Below are 13,151 nucleotides of genomic sequence, written 5' to 3'. Positions count from 1 at the left end.
TTTTATTGTATGATCTATTGTACGCCAAACTTCTTGAAGTCGTCCACGTACTGCCTATCGATGACAAGTACATGATGCAAGAACCAATCCTCGAGATAGCCAAGCATTTCGAGAGAAAGAGAGATATCTCCTGTCAGAGCTCGTGTACGAAACTCTTGAGTTTTTTCAAGAAAAAGATGGTGCTCTGCGATATGTTCTGATGTCTTTTCGTAACGACAAGCCGTAAAAAATTTCTCTTCAAAAAGAAAATGTGTCTGTACATAGCGTTCCATATCAACGATAGCTATCTCAACATCGTGCTTGGCTATACCACTCGCAATCCTTTGAGACAAAACATTGATAATATCTATCAGTTGTTTGTGCTGGGTATCAATAGATTCAATACCGAGACAATATTCTTTTTTCCAGGGAATCATAAGGAAAGCTATCGGTGAATTATCTTCTGGCACGCAATACTTCCCTGACAATATTCACTACCTTCTGAGGAGTAGCGAGAGATTTGATAATGTAAAATTGTGTATCAAATTTTCCAACGGTACGAAAAGAATCTTCACTATCTTGATTGGTAAGCATAATCACTGGAATACGTGATAACGCAGTATCTTCGCGAAGTTTTTTCAAAACCTCTATTCCATTCATGATTGGCATTTCTATATCCAAAAGAATAATATCTGGTTTTGCTTGGTTGATAACTTTCAATCCCTCTTCTCCATTCACGGCCATAAAGACTTCAAATCCTTCCGCGCTGAATTTCGTCTGATAAATAGAACGAATATCTTCGTTATCATCGATGATACATACTTTTTTTCTTTCCCAAATATCTTGTTCTTCTGCCATATTCTTTTTTTATATGAATTACCCTTGAAACTCTCTGTCGTGTTCGAAGCGAGCTCGCCATGCGAAAAAATTCAAACACAAAAAGAGCAAAGTTGTGAAAATCAAAAGAGAACCATACCGCTCTGGACTCACCCCTACGCGATTTACCAGAAGAAACGTCACTGTAAAGCCTACGAGTGCGAGAAGAACATCTACAAAACCATTGCCTGGTGCTTCGCAGAGTCTCCATTTCATCTCAATCAATTCCCACACAATAGCCAAGAATAGTGTAACAAGAAACATGTATTCGATCGAGAGAACGAAAGTAATCGTTGCAAGAGCAAGCAACGTACCAAAAAGGAAATGTGGTATAGACCAAAAATCAATCAATTTTTTTACATCTAAAAGACGACGCTTATACATATATTCGATAGAGTTTTCTCTTTTACCTTCCTATCATACCACATTATTCTGTTGTTTTGCCATCAAACTCCAGATCACCAAAGGAATACTTATTGCTCACGAGAAAAGTTTTCTGCGTTCTCAAGCCAACCAAGATTGGAAACATTTGTAAAACCAAGAGAAAAAAGAATTTCCTTCGCTTTTTCTGCGCGACCGCCAGACCGACAATAAAGATACAGTACTGTGTCACGATTCATATCATGAAGCATGCCAAGTTTTCCGTCGATTATTTCCTCAACAGGAAGATTCATCGCACCCGTCACATGACGTTTCTTATATTCTTCCTTGGTACGAACATCAATGAAAAGAGTCGCCATAAGTGTTCTTACTTTGTTTTGTTATTTACAGACGAGAATACAGGGATCAATCCATTGGTCAAGTTCTTTCTGTGAAGGAACATAGCCAAGAATATTTATTGCATCACCTCTGAATATTCCAAGATGAAGATGCTTGCGCTCACCGTCCGTATCAATACTCTCTGCCATCTCCAAGATTCCTATCACATCTCCTTGTATGAGAATATCACCCTTCTCTGCTGTCACACTCCTAAGAGCGAGGTGACCATAGACAATCGATATTGCCTCTCCATCCAAAGTACACTGTTGTACAACCAGTCCCCCATATCCAGAAGCCTGTCGTTTCATATTTATCTCTCCTGTACATATCGCACGCACCGAAACATCGACAGATTTTTCATTCGGAAATGTTTCAAAATCAGTCCCCGTATGATAGCCACCAAATCGCTCGGGCTGTACCGGGGATGTCTTCGAATCGATCAAGATGCCAAATGGTTTCTTCATTATTCTCTCGCTTGCCTGATCAAGCGGTGCTCCAAAAACCTCTTTACGAATATCTGGTAGAACAGAAGTCGGACATGGTGCAAATTCACATTGCAAGCCAGTGCGACTTACAGAAGATCCATCTGCACAAAGCATTACTTCTTCGGTACAAGGAATGCTCTGGGGCGTATCAAAACGATACGAATCATCTGATACATACAGATAAAACAATACGACGCCCAGCATACTCAGCATAACGCCTGCCACCGTACCCATAATTATTTCTCGCATATGTTCAAATATTTTCTCTTTTCTTCCAGATATTCTTCGACCAGAAAAAAAGCATCATTGCAGAAAGAGCACCAAGAGTATCTGCGAGCATATCTTTCTGAGCATCCCAGATGTCTCCCTGACTCCCGAGATAGGCCATCCCTGCTTCTGGATTGGCTGTGGCAGCATAGATCCATTCAATAAGCTCATAACTCATCGCAAGTGTCGCAATCACAAAAACAGGATACGTGAACAAAAGGAATTTCCCTACAACAAGTTTCTTGGTCCAGAGATATTCTGCAATGGCGAACGCATAGAAACCGACTGTGAAATGAGCGACACGATCATAATGATTGCGTGTAAATCCAAAAAAATCAGTGACCCAATCAAAAGGAACGAGGGCAAAAGTATAATGCCCCCCAATAGTATGCATATAAATGAGGACGAACATAAGCGCATACGCAGTGCGTGAAAAACGCACCCCGCCCCAGAAGAGACCGAGTATTCCTGCGAGAATAATCCATACCGTCAGATTCTCGACAAACCACGTCGTGCGATCAATTGGATTGATGGAGAGAAGCAAAAAAAGAACGACGTATATACCTGTCAACCACGATAGGAAACGTGTGTTTGTATTCATAATTTTTTTTACTTTTTACTTTTCTAGTATAGCATTTTTTTGTTCTTCTGAAAGTAGATCCTTCTTATGATATTCACAAAACAAATGATACTGGTATACTGATAGTATAATCCTTCATAAATATTCTATGCCAAAACAATTTGAACTCAATTTCACCTCCGAAACACCAGAGGAAGAATCACAGAGACTCAGAGCAAAATACAAAGAAATTGTCGGGGTAGTGCCTCATGTCATGCTCGAAAAAGACGCCATAATGAATGCTATTACTGATCCAGAGGCAGAGAAAACAAGGCTCCGTGAGATTGCCAAGAACGAAGATGAGGAAGAAACGGAGAGAACATACAGACGATAAAGAAAAAACCGCACAAGAAATATTCTTTCTGTGCGGTTTCTCGAACTCTGTCTCTGTTAGAGTACTTCAGCTGCGTGATCTGCAAGTCGTGAACGTTCGCCACGGAGGAGTGTGACGTGCCCACCGTGTTCCCAATCTTTGAAGCGATCGACAACATACGTCAATCCCGATCCCCCTTCTGTCAGATACGGCGTATCGATCTGCGCGATATTGCCAAGACACACTATCTTGGTCCCTGGTCCTGCACGAGTGATAAGGGTTTTCATCTGATGAGGAGTCAGGTTCTGCGCTTCATCAATGATGATGAACTTGTTGACGAAAGTACGCCCGCGCATAAAGTTAAGTGACTTCACTTTGAGACGGGAACGAATCAGATCGGTCAAACCAGCGACACGATTCCAATCAACTGGGTGTTTCTTTTCCCCTTCCTTGTGCAATTCTGGAGGGTTATTCGCTCCAAGAACATCGAGGTTGTCTTCCATCGCGCCCATCCATGGCAACATCTTTTCTTCTTCTGTGCCCGGGAGAAATCCGATGTCTTCACCAATAGGCATCGTCACCCGTGTGAAAATGATATCGCTGTACAGTTTCTTGTTGAGCGTCTGTTCCAAAGCCGCCGCAAGCGTGAGGAGTGTCTTGCCGGTACCCGCCTGCCCTGAGAGAGACACGAAATCAATCTCCGGATCCATGAGCAGACACAAAGCAAAACTCTGTTCACGATTGCGAGCTGTGATACTCCATACGGCATTCTTCTGATGGACATAATCTTTGAATGTCCGAAGTATCGCCATCTGACCAGCACGCTCGTGTACGATCGCACGAAACGGATGATCACCATCTTGCCATACGAACTCGTTGACAAACAGTTGAGAACACAATTTTCCCCGCACTCGATAAAAATCATGTCCGCCAGCCTTCCAGGTTTCTGTATTTTTTCCCCAGAAATTTTCCGGAAGCTCTGTGGTGCCGGAATAGAGGAGATCCGTATCTTCCAGGACCTTGTCACTGAAATAGTCCTGTGCCACCTGACCGATAGCATTGGCTTTGATGCGCATATTGATATCCTTGGATACCAATATCACTTCGCGGTTCGGATAACACTTTTTGAGTGCAATGAGGACGCCGATGATTTGATTATCGGCTTTGGCCTTCGGTAAGAAATCTGGCAATGCATCGCCGAGAGCTTCTGTCTGAAAAAAAAGACGACCAGTCGCCTGACCCTGAGATTTTTCCTGCAGATCAACACCTTCCTTGATGTTTGTCTTGCTTCCAGAAACAAGCTCGTCAAGCGTCCGACTGACTTGCCTCGCACTCCGAGCCACTTCGGATTGTCCCCTCTTGTGACCATCGAGTTCTTCGAGAGTCATCATCGGGATATACACATCGTGCTCCTCGAAACGAAACAGGCTCATCGGATCATGCATGAGTACATTCGTATCCAAGACGAATAATTTCTTGGGGCCGAAACGGCTTGCGTTTCCCAAGAGTTTTTTCACCAATGGTGAAGGCTCTTTGGGGACAGCTTTCCTCACAACGGGAATAACGGGTTTCCGTACGCTTCGAATAGTTGTTTTGTTCACGATAAACTCCTTTTACAGTCATAAAATGTTAAAAAACTGACCTTGATAGAAATACTTTACCACTGCCAGCATACATGTTTCTCGAGAAAAAACAATAAGAAAGCAAAAATATTTTTACTCTTCCAAATCTTCATCGTCTGATGTGTCGACGCTTGACTCATCTTCTACATTCTGTTTCTCCTCTTCTCTATCGTCTTGATTATCTTCTTGTGAAGACGAGGATTGTTTACTTTGAGTAGTTTCTTGTTTTTTCTTTGTATCAGTCTGTATGTCAGAGGAGGAATCCTGTGTATCTTGTTGTTTTACTTCCTTTTTTGAAGAAGACTTTCTGGATTCTAGATCTTCGTTCTTATCATCCTCTCCTAATACTTTTTCTTGTTCCAATGATTCAGGAATTTCCACATCATTGTCTGTGGATTCGATATTGGATGTGTGCCATTCTTCTCCGTCGACAAAACCCTGTTCTTGTTCTCTTTCTTCATCCTCTTCGGTTTCAAATTTTTCTTCGATATGAATAAATGTTTCTTCCTCAGTGTGTTCGACGCGTACATTGATTTTCTTCGTCATAGACTGAATGTTCTGTGGAAGAAATTCTTCATCGGTCACTGTTCGACCTTCAATCTCTTCTAATGCCTTGCGGTTCTCTGAAAGATGTCGTTCTATTTCATCTTTTTCTTCAATTCCTAGATGCCCTTCTTCTGCAAGTGTCTCGGCTTCTGTAATTCTCCGACTCGTTAATTCTCTCTCCCATTCTGCTCGATCATCATCAGAACGCTTCAAACTTCTTATAAAAGCCTCATTCACATTTATTTTTACCGAATACAATCTCTGACCAGGGAGAGCGTTTTCAGAAGCACGAGCGATACCGAATCCACTCCCAAGAATAATCACGAGAGACAACGAAAGCATCGCAAATGAACGATGTGTCAAAAACGAGAAAAAATTAAGAAAAATACTCCTTGACTCATATACAGATGGATTGTTTCTGTTTTGCATCGAATATCGAATATGCTTCCATAGCACCCGTTTCTCTCCTAAAGAAAGATGTGTGGCGCGAAAACGAGCGAATACTGCACGCTCACCCTGACTATATTTTGGTTGGTTGTTCTTATACATACTTTCTTGACGTTTCAGAAGCTGATTTCTTACCGTTTTTTTTACCAATTTCACTTCTCCAGAGCTTCAATCCACGATGGATACGTACCGATACCACATTCTCTGTCTCATTGAGCACCTCTGCAATATCCTTTACTGACCAATCCTCAACCGTGCGAAGCCAGACCGGCTCTCGATATTTCTCTGACAAAGACTGCAAACAAGCGAGTGCTCCATCAGCATCGATCTGTGTTTCGATAGGAATACCAGGATCAGAAGGAGCGTCAAATCCTTCCTCAGCGAGACTATCCAGCGAATATTCCTTGGACTTCCGATAATAATCAATAACAAGATTCGAAGCAATACGAAAAAGAAATGCTCGTTCATTCTCTATAGCGCGTCCAGATTCCAATACTTCCCACATTTTGAGGAAAGTATTCTGGACAATATCAAGGGCCATTTCTCGATCATTCACACGAAATGAAACAAATCGAAAAAGAGCGTCTGACTGATTGTCATAGAGTAAATGAAATTTTTTCTCCAGTATTTCTTTTCGCATACTACACCGAGAGTCACTTATAAAAAGAATTCTCATCTTCTTTTTATCGAATAAAATCCAACGGAACTTCATCAACTGATTTTTGAATAGATCCTTCGGGAACAGAAAGTTGTGTTTTCCGTATATCACAACTTCTTCCAGCAGGATGTACTGCCCACTCGTTCCCTACGCGTATCAAATCCGTACTCACCATGAAGTCTAATGCGAAAGTAGCACACAATTCAAATTCTCCGACACGCACCAAACCTTCTTCAGTCGAAGGAGTGATCACGCGGTATTCATACAGAAGAGCTGTTTCGGGATCTTGCATCGAATTTCCACAATAATTCAATTCACTCGTATAACGTATATCATCCAACGATACAGGAAGTTTTCCAAATGTCTTTGCGTAACTCGTGACGCAATCCGAAAGCGTCTCCAGATGTTCTGATCGAGTACGATCGAAAGTTCGTTGTCGTTCTGTTGTAGGTGATCCAGAGGCAAAAAATCCAAGTGCGATAGAAAGAAGAAGAATTCCTGTCACGATACGTCCGAAAACGAGAAAAAGAGTTCGTGGAATATCAACGTGATATTGGACTTTACGACGCTCCAAATAATAGAATCCGAAGACAATACCAACAATCATCAGGATAACGAGTGCTTTGAGGAAAAATCGCACCGTAATTTCTCCTTGTAGAAGAGTAAAAACGACTGTGATCAGGTCTCCAACAATCGTCACGGCGGTAATGAGTAATACGAGATACGTCAACCACTGAGAAAGTTTGGATTCTGTCCGTCCTTCATCTTCACGGAAGGTACGGAACCACAAACGTATTGAAAAATAATACAGAGGAAAACCGATGATGAGTGCAGCGATAGCATAATGAATAGCACTCGACGTCGAAGCCTCTGTATACATATTCACGGTATCCAGTACGTCAGGAAAAAATTTGTTCACAACACCAAAAAGCAATATTCCTAGTGCGGTTGCTACAATACCGAGGAGGATAAACGAGAAAAAGTTGATCACGATATCTACGGTAGAAGATGTACGAGAAAGTACGGCACGATTTTTCTCATCCGGAATTGGCAATCCACAGTCAATCAATCCTGATCGATATGCATCCTCGACTTCTTCTTCTGACCATCCGACAGTACGCAATTCTTCTTCAAGAGTTACTCGAGTGATACCGGTACGGAGTCTCCCTGCAACGTATTCAACGAGTGTTTTATTGTTCATAAGATATGTATATTCTCCACGAATTACCCCTCCCAGTATACCATATCATCAGCATCTTATTTCTCTTCTTCCTCATCAACAAGTAACACATCGCCGAATGAGGCTGTCTGACGATTCCAGAAACCAGCATAGATACCTCCCTGTGTAATCAGTTCTGTATGTGATCCTGATTCAGCCAGTTTCCCATTCTCAAGAACGATAATACGATCCATCTCCCGTACGGTACTCAGTCGATGAGCGATTACGAGCGTCGTCCTCCCCTGCATCAATTCGTGGAGTGCTTCTTGAATATGGTGCTCGCTCGTCGTATCGAGAGCACTCGTTGCTTCATCAAGTACGAGTATCGGAGCATCTTTGAGAAGTGCCCGAGCGATAGCCACGCGCTGACGCTCCCCTCCAGAAAGTTTTACTCCGCGCTCTCCGACCAAGGTGTCGTATCCCAGAGGAAGAGCTGTGATGAAATCATGAGCATGAGCCTTCTTGGCCACTGCCTCAATCTCACTTCGTGAAGCATCCTTTTTGCCGTATGAAATGTTCTCGGCAATCGTTCGATGAAAGAGTGCGGTATCCTGAGGAACATACGCGATGAGACGACGAAGTGATTGGAGAGAAAGTGGTGAGACATTCTGTCCACCGACCGAAATCGTCCCTGATTCTGGGACAATAAATCCGAGTAACAATTTGGTAAGTGTACTCTTGCCTGATCCAGAAGCACCTACAAGCCCCACTTTCTCACCAGGACGGATAGCGAGAGAGAAATCATCGAAAACCGCATTATTTGCGGAATAACGAAAGACAATATGATCAAAGGTAATTCCGCCAGAAGAAAGAACTGTTGTATTGTCCAAAGTATCTTCCATTTCCAAAACTTCTCCGTCTGTACGTTCGAGTGTCTCAATCATTTCAGAGGCATCGGCAACATTTTTCATCAATCTCCCGAAAGCACGCCCAAGTCCAAACAATTCACTAAAAATCGATCCAATATAGACCTGCACCAAGACAACCGTTCCCGTACTCACACTTCCCACAATCCACATTTTGAGCACGACGTACATAGCCATGATTTCGAGTATGCTAAACATAATCGTCTGAATGGCGATCAGAACATTATTGAAACGCCAGGACTTGAGTCGTGCCTGCTCATCGCTTTTTGCAGTGAGCGAGAATACGTCTGTTTCATGTTCTTCAGAAGCAAATGTTTTGACAGCAAAAATATTTGAAAGTGCGTCAGAGAGTTTGGCTGTCAAAAGAGAGTCTTGCTCAGCACTTCTGGTATCATACGGCAATTTCTTTTTGGTAATCCAAATAGCAATAGTGATGTAAATCGGAATCCAAACAAGGAAAATAACAGCAACTTTTGATTCAATAAAAAAGAGCGTAACAATAACACCTGTCAGATGAACAAATGGCATCCAAAAATTGAACACGAGTTGATCAGCAACATCTTCGAAAATACGAGCATACCTTCTCGCTTGTGCCACGAGACTTCCTGAGAAACGGTCGATGAAGAATGTGTGTCCCTGACGCATAAAAGACTGGAAGGCTCGATTGTTCAGGTCTTCTATCGTCTTGCTTTCGACAAAAGTGATAATGAAATCTCCTGCTCGATAGAAGAATTGATAGGAAACGATAACACCAATAAGCATCCATAAACTCTGAAAGAGGATTTCCGATACTAATATTCGATCTGTGGCACCAGAAAGTGTATCAATAATACGTCTATACACAAGTGGGGAGAGTATGCCACTCACTACCGATGCCAATCCATACACCACAAACACACTCACCGCAGACCATTTGTATCGGCGGACCGAGAAAGCATACGACCGGAGAACGCTCCAAACAGATAGTGGTTTTCCTTTTTTATTCATACTTCTTTTCTCTATAAAAGTCATTCTAGAATATCATAGGATGACTTTTTTTGCTAACAATAAGCCAGAAAAAGAAAAAGTGAGAGTATCATTGATACCCTCACCGGGGAAGAAATTTCTCTTTCCTCATTCTCATTTTTTCTTGTCTTTCAAGGCACCGATCCTGGCGATGACACGCTTCACTTCTGCTGTCTGACTGAGCGGTTTCTTTTCGACAAAGTCGGCAGGAAAAAGTACTCCTTTCGTACCATTGCGTTTCCAAAAACGAAATTGGAATCGGGTATCGTTTACCCTTGCTCCTTTCAACATTTTGATAAACGTCGATGGGATACCGAGCACATTGTGCAATTTCCCATCATTGCCCAGCGCATCAAAATGCGCACTAATAGCATCACTCTCGAGTCCTCGTGCTGAGAGTTCCCGTTCGATACTTTCATTCGTGAAAGTATCACATTCAACAAACCACTGAACCGGTTGATTTGCCGTAGTTTTGACATTGCTCATTCTTTACTCCTTGGAAAGTTGCATAAATATTCGTAGAGAAGCAATTCTCAACGACGATGTAGCATAGAGGTATCTCTCTTTCTTGTCAATAAAAAACTTCCATTCCTTTTAAGAAGTACAGTTTCTCTCACCACCCAAAAGCAATCTTTTGTTTCTGCTCCAGCCTCGAAAGCCTTCTTTCTTTGCTAAAAATATTCCCTCACTCTACGGCATCCATAGGAAATTTTTAGAAGAAAGAAAGCCGTCTCAAACAAGTGGAGCAACCAACAAAATATTCTTTTGGGTATTGAGAGAAAAGTAGAAAAAACTATTCTTTTTCATCCGTTCTCTAGTGGAGAAGCAATAATTTTTTGAGACGTGATGTGATAGCTCCTTTTTTACGGCCAAATACCTCGGTGAGTGCGAGGACTTGCGTTCCTTTGTTCCATAATTTTCGTAGTTTTTCATCTTCCTCAGTGGTCCATTTCGCGTATGCTTTCGGATGTTTCTCGCGGATTTCCTCCAATGATTTTCCGACTGATACTGTCTTTTTTTTCTTCACACTCTTCTGTTTTTTGATCTGATGTTTTCCTTCGCACAACACAATAAAATTCTTTTCCATTTCTTCGACTCTCTCTTTCGAAAATTGTCGATATTCTTCTCTCGCAGTCTCAGAAGTACGACGAAATTGTTCATCTTTTTCAGAAACGAGTGGATGGACCTGAAACGCTCGTGCGTTCACACCGAGGAGATGGATACCTGAGAGTGTACGTACTCGTGACAGAGCAACATATCCCTGACCATATTCGAACGTTTGTGAGAGGTCGATTACTGCAGCATCAAGACTCACTCCCTGGCTCTTGTGAATCGTCATTGCCCAGGCGAGACGGAGTGGTATCTGAGTGATCTTGGCAAATATTTCATCCCCCTCTGCAATCGTCCACTCCATTGGCTCTGTCTCGATATGTGTCCCGCTCGATGTTCTCACAATCGGATAATGAGTTGTCGTATCAAACCCGATGACGGTACCGAGTGTTCCGTTGACGAAACCCTGATTCGCATTGTTCTTGGTAAACATCACCGCTGCTCCCTCTTTGAGTTCGAGACGTTCCGGAGAGAGACACCCGCGGATGAGTGCATCGGTCAGTGTTTCTGGGCCACGTGCTGCCATCACAAAGAGTTTTGTTTTCCCTGGGAGTTTTTGCAATTCTTTCGTATTGATCGTATCGACATTGGTATTATGAGAAAACAGACGCGTCATATCGTCCGGCAATTCTTCGTGTGATATAATCCGTTCGCTCAAACTTTCAAAGTGCATTTCATCAAACGTATTATTCCGAATAGCCGAAAGAATATCCAAAAATTTACTATCTTCCTGACGGTGTTGTTCCGTGAGATAACACACGATTGGCATCGATCCCTGCCATGCATCTGAATCAAAAGCAAATTCTATTGCTGTTTCTTTTTTAGCTATTGGTGGCAACTGAAAAAAATCTCCCACAAGCACCACCTGCAGTCCTCCAAACGGCAATCGTAGTTTTCGCGCCTTGCGACACACCCGTTCGACGAGTGTCAAAACTTTTCCATCAAGCATCGATACCTCATCAATGATGAGTACCTTGGCTCTTTTGATACGTTTCGCGACATAGCGATTCTCTGCAATGTGTTTGAGTTCATCTTCGTCCGCTTCTTGATGGACACCGATACCACTCCACGAATGTATCGTCATACCATGGATATGTGTCGCAGCGATACCTGTCGAAGCCGTCACAGCAAAATCGATCTCATGAGAACGAAGATAGTCGGTATATTGATTGATAGTATAGGTCTTTCCTGATCCCGCCTCACCCGTAAGGAAGACATTTGCTCCTGTTTTGAGGAGAGCCAGCGCTTCACTCTGTGTCATAATATTTATCAATAAATGTATTCCTATCTTATCCTGTCTCATCGTACTTCGCAACAAAAACAAAATCCATAGTATTTTACTTATATAGAATAAAAAGAATCTTCAAAAAATTTTAGATAAACCCGTCCGAAGCAGTTTCGCCCAATGGTTTCCTAAAAATTCTTTGAAGATTCTTTTTTCATTTCTCGTTATTTTTTCTTATTCCTCTCTCTGGACACGTATCGAGTACTTGCATCCGCAGTACGTTTGACGATAGATGTCCCGTTCTTTCACCATAGCCCGTGCTTTTATTTCGCGTCCTTTCTTTTTCCAGTCTTCGACATAATATTCTCTACCATATTTCTCCCCTGCCGATTTTCCAAGAGGCGTGATGACTATCTCTCTCTTGTTTCGTCCCATCGTGAGCGTCGTACCAAATAGCTCTATGTTTTTTTCTTTAGCTATTTCTGCAGTATGGAGAAGTCGCATACTGATACACGAGACACAACGGAGCCCTCCTTCTGGTTCATTTTCCAATCCTCGTATATCTTTTTCCCATTTTTCAATATCATAATCATGATCGATCATCGGCACTTTCCATTCTTCACACACACGGACTACTTCTCGTTTCCGTTTTAGATATTCCTCTTCCGGATGGATGTTGGGATTATAGAAAAGCACGACGAGATCATACTCTGTCGCCAGTTCATCAATCACCGCGATACTACACGGTGCGCAACAAACATGAAGAAGGAACTGCTCACGTGATTGAGTGTTTGTGTTTCTCTTTTTTTCTAATTGTGAGAATACGTGTTTCATATTGATTTTCAATGTATCATCAAAAGAATTTTTATACAAAAAAACTCAGCCACAAGGGCCAAGTTCTTTATTCTGCGGGAGCGACCGGACAATCGAACAGCTTCGCTCTGAGAACGCCTCCGTTCTCAGCGGACAAAGTCCTGCTCTCCGCCAACGGTGAAACTCCCGTTTCCCCGACCCCCTTCCTCGTTCGAGCCAATCGCCCACAAAAAAACACCCTTGCGGGTGTTTTTCTCTGCGGGAGCGACCGGACTCGAACCGGCGACCTACTGCGTGACAGGCAGTCGCTCTAACCAGCTGAGCTACGCCCCCGTGTATTTT

15 protein-coding genes and 1 tRNA gene are annotated in these 13,151 nt (G+C 42.5%); 1 reads left to right on the top strand and 15 read right to left on the bottom strand.

Annotated elements, in window-relative coordinates:
• Window positions 1-14: 14 nt before the first annotated feature.
• From PHH40_00305 to PHH40_00280, 6 genes are all read right to left on the bottom strand, one after another.
• The gene (locus tag PHH40_00305) at window positions 15-416 is read right to left on the bottom strand and encodes a bacteriohemerythrin (protein MDD2766188.1); all 402 of its coding nucleotides are present in this window, start codon (window positions 414-416) and stop codon (window positions 15-17) included.
• 19 nt (window positions 417-435) lie between these two features.
• Window positions 436-837, bottom strand: coding sequence for a response regulator (locus PHH40_00300; GenBank protein ID MDD2766187.1), 402 nt, complete (start codon window positions 835-837; stop codon window positions 436-438).
• A gap of 18 nt (window positions 838-855) precedes the next feature.
• Entirely contained in the window at window positions 856-1,239 is a 384-nt protein-coding gene (locus tag PHH40_00295; protein MDD2766186.1) for a hypothetical protein, read from the bottom strand.
• A gap of 89 nt (window positions 1,240-1,328) precedes the next feature.
• Window positions 1,329-1,595 (bottom strand): rhodanese-like domain-containing protein, encoded by a 267-nt coding sequence (locus tag PHH40_00290; GenBank protein ID MDD2766185.1) that lies wholly within the window; start codon window positions 1,593-1,595, stop codon window positions 1,329-1,331.
• Between the two features lie 21 nt (window positions 1,596-1,616).
• On the bottom strand, window positions 1,617-2,348 hold the full coding sequence (locus PHH40_00285; GenBank protein MDD2766184.1) for a M23 family metallopeptidase: 732 nt from the start codon (window positions 2,346-2,348) through the stop codon (window positions 1,617-1,619).
• A gap of 4 nt (window positions 2,349-2,352) precedes the next feature.
• A complete protein-coding gene (locus tag PHH40_00280) occupies window positions 2,353-2,967 on the bottom strand; it encodes a DUF2238 domain-containing protein (protein MDD2766183.1) in 615 nt (204 codons plus the stop codon).
• 127 nt (window positions 2,968-3,094) lie between these two features.
• Between PHH40_00280 and PHH40_00275 the strand changes: the two genes are divergently transcribed.
• On the top strand, window positions 3,095-3,319 hold the full coding sequence (locus tag PHH40_00275; protein ID MDD2766182.1) for a hypothetical protein: 225 nt from the start codon (window positions 3,095-3,097) through the stop codon (window positions 3,317-3,319).
• Between the two features lie 56 nt (window positions 3,320-3,375).
• On the opposite strand, the gene PHH40_00270 is transcribed toward PHH40_00275, so the two are convergent.
• The 9 genes from PHH40_00270 to PHH40_00230 all read right to left on the bottom strand — a co-directional run bounded on the left by PHH40_00270 (window position 3,376) and on the right by PHH40_00230 (window position 13,142).
• Window positions 3,376-4,815 carry a PhoH family protein gene (locus tag PHH40_00270; GenBank protein MDD2766181.1) on the bottom strand — a complete coding sequence of 480 codons (1,440 nt, stop codon included), beginning with the start codon at window positions 4,813-4,815 and terminating at the stop codon, window positions 3,376-3,378.
• 198 nt (window positions 4,816-5,013) lie between these two features.
• On the bottom strand, window positions 5,014-6,015 hold the full coding sequence (locus tag PHH40_00265) for a hypothetical protein (protein ID MDD2766180.1): 1,002 nt from the start codon (window positions 6,013-6,015) through the stop codon (window positions 5,014-5,016).
• Entirely contained in the window at window positions 6,008-6,553 is a 546-nt protein-coding gene (locus tag PHH40_00260; protein ID MDD2766179.1) for an RNA polymerase sigma factor, read from the bottom strand. The genes PHH40_00265 and PHH40_00260 overlap by 8 nt, the downstream gene beginning before the upstream one ends.
• Window positions 6,554-6,596: 43 nt before the next feature.
• Complete coding sequence (locus PHH40_00255; protein MDD2766178.1) at window positions 6,597-7,772, bottom strand: DUF5671 domain-containing protein; 1,176 nt, start codon at window positions 7,770-7,772, stop codon at window positions 6,597-6,599.
• A gap of 56 nt (window positions 7,773-7,828) precedes the next feature.
• Window positions 7,829-9,643, bottom strand: a complete 1,815-nt coding sequence (locus PHH40_00250; protein ID MDD2766177.1) for an ABC transporter ATP-binding protein — start codon at window positions 9,641-9,643, stop codon at window positions 7,829-7,831.
• 132 nt (window positions 9,644-9,775) lie between these two features.
• On the bottom strand, window positions 9,776-10,147 hold the full coding sequence (locus PHH40_00245) for a hypothetical protein (protein ID MDD2766176.1): 372 nt from the start codon (window positions 10,145-10,147) through the stop codon (window positions 9,776-9,778).
• A gap of 328 nt (window positions 10,148-10,475) precedes the next feature.
• Window positions 10,476-12,032: a PIF1 family DEAD/DEAH box helicase gene (locus PHH40_00240; protein ID MDD2766175.1), complete on the bottom strand. Its 1,557-nt coding sequence runs from the start codon at window positions 12,030-12,032 to the stop codon at window positions 10,476-10,478.
• A gap of 198 nt (window positions 12,033-12,230) precedes the next feature.
• On the bottom strand, window positions 12,231-12,830 hold the full coding sequence (locus tag PHH40_00235; GenBank protein ID MDD2766174.1) for an epoxyqueuosine reductase QueH: 600 nt from the start codon (window positions 12,828-12,830) through the stop codon (window positions 12,231-12,233).
• Window positions 12,831-13,068: 238 nt separating this feature from the next.
• A tRNA-Asp gene (locus tag PHH40_00230) sits at window positions 13,069-13,142 on the bottom strand.
• Window positions 13,143-13,151: the final 9 nt, after the last annotated feature.

Source organism: Candidatus Moraniibacteriota bacterium, assembly GCA_028688415.1.
GTDB lineage: Bacteria > Patescibacteriota > Minisyncoccia > Moranbacterales > UBA1568 > UBA1568.
This window is presented reverse-complemented; position numbering and strand designations above follow the sequence as displayed.

Coding starts and splice junctions, on each gene's coding strand:
- PHH40_00305 (MDD2766188.1), bottom strand. CDS start 416: ATGATTCCCTGGAAAAAAGAATATTGTCTCGGTATTGAATCTATTGAT.
- PHH40_00265 (MDD2766180.1), bottom strand. CDS start 6,015: ATGTATAAGAACAACCAACCAAAATATAGTCAGGGTGAGCGTGCAGTA.
- PHH40_00300 (MDD2766187.1), bottom strand. CDS start 837: ATGGCAGAAGAACAAGATATTTGGGAAAGAAAAAAAGTATGTATCATC.
- PHH40_00290 (MDD2766185.1), bottom strand. CDS start 1,595: ATGGCGACTCTTTTCATTGATGTTCGTACCAAGGAAGAATATAAGAAA.
- PHH40_00275 (MDD2766182.1), top strand. CDS start 3,095: ATGCCAAAACAATTTGAACTCAATTTCACCTCCGAAACACCAGAGGAA.
- PHH40_00285 (MDD2766184.1), bottom strand. CDS start 2,348: ATGCGAGAAATAATTATGGGTACGGTGGCAGGCGTTATGCTGAGTATG.
- PHH40_00235 (MDD2766174.1), bottom strand. CDS start 12,830: ATGAAACACGTATTCTCACAATTAGAAAAAAAGAGAAACACAAACACT.
- PHH40_00260 (MDD2766179.1), bottom strand. CDS start 6,553: ATGCGAAAAGAAATACTGGAGAAAAAATTTCATTTACTCTATGACAAT.
- PHH40_00245 (MDD2766176.1), bottom strand. CDS start 10,147: ATGAGCAATGTCAAAACTACGGCAAATCAACCGGTTCAGTGGTTTGTT.
- PHH40_00240 (MDD2766175.1), bottom strand. CDS start 12,032: ATGACACAGAGTGAAGCGCTGGCTCTCCTCAAAACAGGAGCAAATGTC.
- PHH40_00295 (MDD2766186.1), bottom strand. CDS start 1,239: ATGTATAAGCGTCGTCTTTTAGATGTAAAAAAATTGATTGATTTTTGG.
- PHH40_00255 (MDD2766178.1), bottom strand. CDS start 7,772: ATGAACAATAAAACACTCGTTGAATACGTTGCAGGGAGACTCCGTACC.
- PHH40_00280 (MDD2766183.1), bottom strand. CDS start 2,967: ATGAATACAAACACACGTTTCCTATCGTGGTTGACAGGTATATACGTC.
- PHH40_00250 (MDD2766177.1), bottom strand. CDS start 9,643: ATGAATAAAAAAGGAAAACCACTATCTGTTTGGAGCGTTCTCCGGTCG.